Origin of the sequence: Streptomyces sp. NPDC046931 (assembly GCF_040644655.1) — a bacterium.
Lineage (GTDB): Bacteria > Actinomycetota > Actinomycetes > Streptomycetales > Streptomycetaceae > Streptomyces.
Map to the genome: position 1 here is coordinate 1 of NZ_JBEYWX010000052.1, position 8387 is coordinate 8387.

Sequence of the window (8387 nt, forward strand, 5' to 3'; positions counted from 1 at the left end):
CGGTGACGTCATCGCCCTCGACGGCAAGGTGTCGCTCGACGACAACGCCGAGTTCCGTCACCCCGAGTTCGCGGAGCTCCACGACAAGGCCGCCGGCTGTAGACGCCCGCTCCCAGGCCGCCGAGCAGCAGGATCGATCCTGCGGCCAGGCCGCTGGTGCTGGTGGTGCCGGCCAGGGCACCGCCGCCGGCGGGGATACCGCCGCTGGGGGCCTGCTGGGCGCCTGCGTGCTGGCCGCCGGCGTTGGCCGAGTTGCCGCCCCAGGCGCCGGCGCCGCCCTGCGACTCCTCGCCCTGGGCGTCGTCACCCTGGGCACCGCCGCCCTGCCACTTCTGGGCACCGCCGCCCTGCCACTTCTGGGCACCGCCGCCCTGCCACTTCTGGGCCCCGCCGCCCTGCCCGCCGTGCGACTGGCCGCCGTGGTGGTCGTCCCTGGTCAGTGTCAGGGCGCCCCCGGCCTGCACGTAGGCGTGCGCGGCGGGAGCGGACAACGCAACGGCGGCGGCAACCGCCGCGGAGGCGAACATGGTCCGGGTCACTCGCATCAGAGGTCGTCCTTTCGCCGCAGCCGCGAAGGCCGGCACCACGCCGGCACAGCGGAATCGCAGCAGCAACGTGATTACCCTCAACCCGACCCCCGCCTGCACCGCTGAAGGACACGGCAAGGGCGCGAGCCCGTACTCCCTCCGAGTGTCTCCAGGCCGAAAAGTAACCCGGTCGGCCCCATCCCCCATCAGCCCGACTGCCGCACACGGTCACCCGAACGTGGGTCGTGCCGTCAACCACGAGCCACCTACGGACGTTCGATGACGCGGCTTCAGGCCGAGCGGAGCCCAAAGATCGTGATGACATAGATTGGGTGCATGGTGGAGGGGACGAAGACTGCGACGCCTGCCGCGTCATCAGGTCGTCGAGCAGGGGGGCGCCATGCCGCTCGGCGAAAGCAGGCGGCAACGGGGACGGCCCGTTCGTCCTTACTGATGGCCCTGGGCACCGTCGTGTCCAGGGCGACGGGGCTCATCCGGCAGGTGCTCCAGGCCGCCGCGCTGGGCACGGGCCTGCTGGCCAGTACGTACAACACGGCGAACACCGTGCCGACCAGCCTGTACACCCTCCTGGTCGGCGGTGCGCTCAATGCCGTGCTGGTGCCTCAGCTGGTACGGGCCCGGGCCACGCATGCCGACGGCGGCCAGGCCTACGAGCAGCGTCTCGTGACGTTGGTGGTGACCGTGCTGGGTGCGGGGACGGCACTGGCGGTGTGGGCGGCGCCGCAGATCGTCGCCCTCTACATCCCGGACACCCCCCACAGCCATCAGGCGTTCGAACTGACGGTGGTCTTCGCCCGTTTCCTGCTGCCGCAGATCTTCTTCTACGGCCTGTTCGGCATCTACGGACAAGTGCTCAACGCCCGGGAGAAGTTCGGGGCGATGATGTGGACGCCGGTCCTCAACAACGTCGTTCTGACAAGCATGTTCGGCGCCTACCTGAGCCTGATGACCGTCCCTGACCGCGTGCAGGACATCACCGCCGCCCAGGTCCGGCTGCTGGGCGTCGGGACGACGGCCGGCATCGCGGTCCAGGCCCTCGCGCTGATCCCCTTCGCACGGGCCGCGGGATTCCGTTTCCGGCCCCGGTTCGACTGGCGCGGCACCGGACTCGGTTCCGGTGTCCACGCCGCGAAATGGACGCTGCTGTTCGTCCTGGCCAATCAGATCGCCCTGATCGTGATCACCAACTATGCGAACAGCGCCGACCGGGAGCTGCCGAAAGCCGGTGTGGGCTACTCCGCCTACACCTATGCGCAGACCATCTGGATGCTGCCGCAGTCCATCGTCACCGTCTCCCTGGTGACCGCGCTGCTGCCGCGCATGAGCAAGGCCGCCGCCGAAGACCGTCTCCCTGATCTGCGAGCGGATCTGTCACGTGCGTTGCGGGTCAGCGGAGTCGTCATCGTGCCCGCCGCCTTCCTCTTCCTCGCGCTCGGCCCGCAGATCTCGACGCTGCTGTTCGCTCACGGCGCGGCCGACGCCGCCTCGGCCCAGCCGCTCGGGCACATGCTCCAGGCGTTCGGCCCGGGGCTGATCCCCTTCTCCGCCCAGTACCTCCTGCTGCGTGGGTTCTACGCCTTCGAGGACACCCGCACTCCGTTCCTCATGGCCGTGTGGATCGCGACGCTCAACATCGCCCTGGCCACCGCCTGCCACCTGCTGCTGTCCGCGCGATGGGCCGTGACCGGCATGGCCGGGACCTACACCCTGTCCTATCTGGCCGGACTCGCCCTCACCGCACGGCTGTTGAGCAAACGGGTCGGCCGCCGCATCGACGACGGGGCCGTGCGTCGCACCTACGGCAAGCTGGTGTGCGCCGCGAGCCTGGGCGCCGCCCTGGCGTGGGTCGCCGCTCGTGCCTGCGCTGCCGTTCTCGGGGCGGGCACCTGGCCCACCGCCGCCGCACTGTCCGCGGGAACGCTGACGCTGGGCATGACCTACCTCGTTCTCGCTCGCCTGATGAAAGTCGGGGAAGTCGGGCGTCTGCCCGGGCTGAGGTAGACAGCGGCAGGAGCCGGGCGGGGACACCGCGGTCCACCGCCGTGGCTCACCCGCCCGGATCACCCGGTCGGAACGCTGATCTCCCGCTTGAGGATCTTGCCGCTGGGGCCGGTCGGCAGAGTGTCCACGAGCCACACCGTACGCGGATACTTGTACGCCGCCACACGGTCCTTGACGAACTGACGCAGTTCGTCCGGTGTGGCCTCGGCACCCTTGCGCAGCACCACCGCCGCGGCGACCTCCTCCCCGAGCCGCTGGTGGGGCACGCCCACCACGGCCGCGAGCGCGACGGCCGGATGCTCGTGCAGCACCTCCTCGATCTCGCGCGGATAGACGTTGTACCCACCGCGGATGATCATGTCCTTCTTGCGGTCGACGATATACAGGAAGCCGTCCTCGTCCTGGCGGGCGAGGTCGCCGGAGCGCAGCCAGCCGTCGGGGATGGCGGCCGCGGTCTCCTCCGGCAGGTTCCAGTACCCCTTCATCAGATTCGGTCCGCGTACGACCAGTTCACCGACCTCGCCGGGACCCACGTCGTGGCCCTCCTCGTCGAGCAGCCGGACCTCCACGTCCTTGATCGGGGTGCCGACCGACCCGGCCTTGCGGGGCCGGTCGAGGTGGTTGAAGGTGACCACCGGGCTGGTCTCGGACATGCCGAAGCCCTCCAACACCGGGCATCCGAAGCGCCGTTCGAAACCGTGCAGGACCTCCACCGGCAGCGAGGCACCCCCGGAGAGGCACATCCGCAGCGTCGGCACGTCCACCTGCGCGTGATGCTGGAGCAGCGCCGCGTACATCGTCGGCACCCCGTCGAAGACCGTGGCCCGGTCCCGGACGATGGCCTCCAGCACGGTCTGCGGATCGAAACGGGGAATCAGGGTGAGTGAGGCGCCACTGTGGACGGCCACGCTCATCGCGCAGATCTGGCCGAAGATATGGAACAGCGGCAGACAGCCGACCACCACGTCCTGCGGTGTCATCCGCTGCACATGTTCGGTGTTGACCTCGGTGTTGTGCCGCAGCCCGGCGTGGGTGAGCGCGGCACCCTTGGGCCGCCCCGTGGTGCCGGAGGTGTACAGCAGCACGGCCACGTCGTCGTCGGCCGTCTCCGCCACCGCGGTCATCGGCTCGTGTCCGGACAGCAGAGCGGCGAAGGAGGAGGGCTCCACGACGATGTGCCGCGCCCCCGCGGCCGCCGCACCCTGCGCACCCTCGCCCGGCGCCTGGTGCCACTCGAAGAGCACGGCGGCGCCCGAGTCACCGAGCTGGTACCCGATCTCCCGCGCCTTCAGCAGCGGATTCATCGGTACGACGATCGCTCCCGCCCGCAGTACGCCGTAGTACAGCACGACGAACTCGGGGACGTTCGGCAGCATCAGGGCCACCCGGTCACCCGGCCGGACCCCCTCGGCCCGCAGCAGTGCGGCGGCGCGGGCACTGCGCTCGTCCAGCTCCGCGTACGTGGTGACCTGCGTGCCCAGACGCAGCGCGGGACGGCCCGGCTGCCGCTCCGTCGTCCATGCCAAGAACTCCGCCAGATTGGCCATGCCCCGCCTCCACGCATCTCACCGCTGAAATCCGCTGTTCATCCGGACGCCATCGTGCAGCGCGCCGGCCGCGACGGACCATGGGGCGGCCGACAGCGTCCCCTTCCCCGCGTTGTTCCCGGCGACAAAACCGGGGCGTTAAACTGCGCAAATGGATTTCTCCGGCGTGGCCGCGGCGCTTCACTCACGGCTCCCGGAACTCGGCGAGCGCATCGCGGAGCGTATCCGCTGCGATGTCGTCGCCTACCGGGACGAGGCGCTCATCCCCTTCGACTCGCTGCGGTGCTCCTGCACGGCCAACGCCGACCTGGTCCTCAGAGATCTGCGCCGCGCCGATGCCCCGGATCCCGGCCCGGCCCGAGAGACCGGTCGCATCCGCGCCGAGCAAGGCGTCCCGCTGGCCGACGCCCTGCACGCCTACCGCATCGGCTTCGAGTTCCTGTGGTCGGAGATCCTCGAGGAGGCCTACCTCCACCCCGAGGTCTCGGACGCCCAGTTGGTGGCCCACTCCGCCGAGATCTGGTCGCTGTTCGGCCTCTACGCCGAGGCAGTGGCGGAGGCCCACCGCGAGACCACCGCCGAACTCACCCTGCAACGCCAGGCGCGGCGCTCCGCATTGGTGGAAGCGCTGTTCACCGGCGTCATCGCCGACCGCACCACACTGTGGGAGGCCGCCCGTGAACTCGGCCTGCCCGAACGTGGACCCTACGCGGTCGTCGCATCCGAATCCGCGGCGCCCGGCACCGAGCCGCTCGTGGGGATCGAGACCGCGCTCCGTCAGGCTCATCTGCCGTCAGCCTGGCGGCTGTTGCCCGACCAGCAGATCGGGCTGGTCGCCCTGACCACGCAGGCGGCGGAGAGCACGGGCCTGCGCATCCTGCGTCGCGCACACGCTCGCGTGGGCGTCAGCCCCGGCTTTCACTCCCTGCGCGAGACACCGCAGGCCCTGCGCTTCGCCCGGCTGGCCCTGGCCAGTCTGCCGGGCAGCGGCCCAGGTGTCGCGCGGTTCGACGACCAACCCCTGGCCATGGTCGTGGCCGCCGCGCCGGCGGAGGCGGCCCATCTGGTGAAAGTCGCGCTCGGGCCGCTCCTCGACCTTCCGGCCCCGGAACGTGCCCGCCTCGTCGAGACGCTGGAGCACTGGTTCGCCGCGGCGGGCTCCGCCGCTGTCGCGGCCGAGAGCCTGTTCGTCCACCCCAACACCGTCCGCTACCGGCTGCGCCGTGTCGAGGAACTGACCGGCCGGTCCCTGTCCGACCCGCGAACGGCGGCCGATCTCCGCGCCGCGCTCCTCGCCGTGCGCGGTCCCGCCCAGCGGCAACGGCGCGTTTGAAGCCACGCCGTTGCCGCGGTCGTGCGCGGCCGTGCCCACGCACAAGGGAGAGTCACTCGCTCCGGCGGTCGTGCCGGCTGTCGGGGATCGGAGTCGACGGCGCCGTGGCCGCAGCGTCTAGCGCGGGCGCGGCCGGCTGGATCGTGACGGAACGGCGCTTGCGGAGCAGCAGCCGCCTCGCGGGACGTTCCACCGCCTCGTACAGCACCCAGGACAGGCCGAGTGACAGGGCGAACGTGACGGCCGTGAGGGCCACGGCGGTCGGCGGGCCGAAGCGAGGGGAGGTGCCGAACACGCTGGTCCCGGCTTGCAGTACCAGCAGGTGGACCATGTAGAAGGCGAACGAGATCTCCCCCAGGCGGACCAGGCGCCGGTGCCGCCAGAGCGAGGGCAGGCCCCGTAGGTCCGCCACCGCCGCCGCTGGGATGAGCAGAGCGAAGCCGATCAGGGTGCAGGGGGTGGCCGGGTAGCCGGCGGTGACCTGCGGGACGAGGAAGTAGCCGATGATCGCCAGAGCGAGTGAGGCCTCCAGGCCGGGTCCGCGCCACCGGTCGAGGATCACCAGGCGTGCGGTGGCGGCACCGAGGACGAACTCCGGCAGGCGGGCGGCGGGGAAGGAATTGATCGGCTGGGGGAGCCAGTGGTGGGCGTCCGCCCGGCTGAGGACCAGGACCGTCAGTACCGACACACCGGCCAGCGCCGCCGATCCCCGGGCGCCGAGACGGCGCAGGACGAGTGCCAGCAGCGGGAACGCGGCGTAGAAGAAGGCCTCGCAGGCCAGCGACCAGCTGACCGGGTCCAGCGTCTGCCACCAGGGGCGCCACCACGAATGCACCAGCAGGACGTTCGCCAGGCCCTGGGTGAGGGTCGGTCTCGCCTGATGGGCCAGTGTGCAGGCCATGAGCAGTGCGATCGCGGCGGTGACGAGGTGTACCGGATAGACGCGGGCGATGCGCCGCCGCCAGAAGGCGAGCGCACGGTCGCCCGGCCGCGCGGACCACGTCAGTACGAACCCCGACAGGATGAAGAAGAACGACACTCCGGTGGCGCCGGACCCGAAGCCCCACGTCATGATGCGGTCGCCGGTGCCGGAGAAGTAGCCGAAGTTGCGCACGTGCAGTCCGAAGACCAGGAGCGCGGCCATCCATCGCAGCCCGGTGAGGGACGGCAGCGGGGACACCGGAGCGTGCGAAGGACTCTGGGCGGCGATGGCCGTGGCGGGCGGCGTCCGGGGCGCCCTGGTCGCCGTCGTCATCGTCTCACCTGCCGGAGGCGGTTGGAACGGGGCATGAGAGGGAACGTTGCCCGTTCAACCCGTTTCATTCGGGTGTCGTAGCCCACATTCACATCCGTCCGGACCACACCGCCGAGGACGCGGCCCGGTCAGCAGGGCTTGCGCCACACCCCGAGCTGCGGCTTCTTCAGCATCGACGACAGCTTCAGCCGACGGGACTCGGCACAGAACTTCTCGGTCGGCTCGGCGTATTCGACGTGGAAGACCGCCTTGCCCGCCTTGATGAACGGGGTGAGCGAGGAGCACTCGCCGTACTGGGCGCACTCCTCGTTGACCGCGAAGTCGAAATCGCGCACGAGGTGACGGATCTGCGGGAGGTCGTTCTTCAGGCCGACCGACAGGCCGCGATCGTGGGCGATCTCGGAGATCATGCGGTTGTAGGCGAGCTGATCGCGTGCGGTGAGCGCGAATCCGGTGGCGTTGGCGTAGCCCTCCACCAGGTCCGGCTCCACCGCGTCGAAGCCCTTGGCGCGGCACATGTCGAAGCGCCGCTCCATGATCGGGCGAAGCACCGAACGGCGGCGGATGTCCAGCCACCGCTCGCCCCGCCAGCCGTTGACCCTTCCCAGCAGTGAGCGCGGGAAGGCGTCCCGGTCGGGCCGGAAGTTCTCCCAGGCGCCGACGTTGACATAGCAGACGACCTTGCGCCCGGCCCGGTGCAGACGGGCCACGTCCGCCGCCGAGTTCTCGAAGCCGTCGATGTCGTAGACGGGCACGTCCGCCGAGGGGTCGACCTTCCCGTCGAGCTGCCACTGCCAGGCCAGGCCGGGGCGCGGCTTCCACAAGGGCCTTCCCGGGCGGCCGTCGTGCGCGCCGCCCCTGTCGTGCCCGCCGTCCGTGGCGGAGCAGCCGGTCAGCACGGAGGCCGCCACCACGGCCGGCAGGACGAGGCGGGCCAGTCCCGTGCTCCTCATCGCTCGCTCCCGGTCAGCGCGGGGGTCAACCGGGCCCAGGGATTGGGCGGTTCACCGGTCACAGGCCCGGACACCGCCGCGCCGCGCTCGCTCGCGGTGCGCACCGCGAGCGGCACGAGCGCCTCGGGCACCCCGTAGACGAGGTGACAGAACCGCTCGGGCGGGTGCCGTGCCGTCCACTGCGGTCTGCTGAACGCCGACACGTACGTCGACCAGTGGCCCTCGAAGGTGACGGTGAGGTCGGCGAGGCGCGCATATCCGGGCGCCGGGTGAACTCCCGGATTCAGCACGACGGTTGCGGCGCCGAGCCGCCGCACGGACCGCACCAGCCGACGGCATGCGGGCAGCCCGGCCGGGGTCGCGGTCACCCGGTCCAGAAAGCAGCCGTCGGCCGCGTACCACCTCTGGTGCCGACGCAGGTCCTCGGTGATCTGCGTACGGTCACGGTTCCCGTAGTCGGTGTCGACGTAGCCGAGCAGCCGGGCCCCGGCCGCCCGCAGCGCCTCGGCCACCGCTGTGAACGCCCGGTCGGGGCCCGTGCCCGGCCCGTTCGCGGGGTTCAGCACGATGGCGTAGGTGTGGGCCGCGGCCCTGATCAGACGGTGCCACGCGCCCGGATCCTCGGCCGGGTGGACATACAGCGGAACCAGCAGGGTCACCTGATACCTCCGAGGATGCCCCGGCCTTCAGGCCGGGGAGGAATCGGACCCCTGCGGAGCAGGGCAAGGAAAGACCAATCGCCGTCAGGGC

General features: G+C 70.9%; 6 protein-coding genes and 1 pseudogene. 3 read left to right on the plus strand and 4 right to left on the minus strand.

From position 1 onward, the window contains the following. Positions 1-134 (plus strand): annotated as a pseudogene (locus tag ABZ876_RS38885) (succinate--CoA ligase subunit beta); the annotation flags it as partial. 729 nt (positions 135-863) lie between these two features. Continuing rightward, a complete protein-coding gene (gene murJ / locus ABZ876_RS38890; protein WP_361791104.1) occupies positions 864-2549 on the plus strand; it encodes a murein biosynthesis integral membrane protein MurJ in 1686 nt (561 codons plus the stop codon). 59 nt (positions 2550-2608) lie between these two features. On the opposite strand, the gene ABZ876_RS38895 is transcribed toward murJ, so the two are convergent. Next, positions 2609-4096 (minus strand): long-chain fatty acid--CoA ligase, encoded by a 1488-nt coding sequence (locus tag ABZ876_RS38895; protein WP_361791107.1) that lies wholly within the window; start codon positions 4094-4096, stop codon positions 2609-2611. Between the two features lie 151 nt (positions 4097-4247). Between ABZ876_RS38895 and ABZ876_RS38900 the strand changes: the two genes are divergently transcribed. Continuing rightward, positions 4248-5429 (plus strand): helix-turn-helix domain-containing protein, encoded by a 1182-nt coding sequence (locus ABZ876_RS38900; protein WP_361791110.1) that lies wholly within the window; start codon positions 4248-4250, stop codon positions 5427-5429. Positions 5430-5481: 52 nt separating this feature from the next. Here the strand turns inward: ABZ876_RS38900 and ABZ876_RS38905 are convergent, their stop codons facing one another. The 3 genes from ABZ876_RS38905 to ABZ876_RS38915 form a co-directional block, all read right to left on the minus strand. Next, on the minus strand, positions 5482-6684 hold the full coding sequence (locus tag ABZ876_RS38905; RefSeq protein ID WP_361791113.1) for an acyltransferase: 1203 nt from the start codon (positions 6682-6684) through the stop codon (positions 5482-5484). Positions 6685-6812: 128 nt separating this feature from the next. Then, entirely contained in the window at positions 6813-7637 is an 825-nt protein-coding gene (locus ABZ876_RS38910) for an endo alpha-1,4 polygalactosaminidase (protein ID WP_361791116.1), read from the minus strand. Then, complete coding sequence (locus ABZ876_RS38915; protein WP_361791119.1) at positions 7634-8296, minus strand: spherulation-specific family 4 protein; 663 nt, start codon at positions 8294-8296, stop codon at positions 7634-7636. Before ABZ876_RS38915 ends, ABZ876_RS38910 begins: the two co-directional genes overlap by 4 nt. Between the last annotated feature and the right edge of the window lie 91 nt (positions 8297-8387).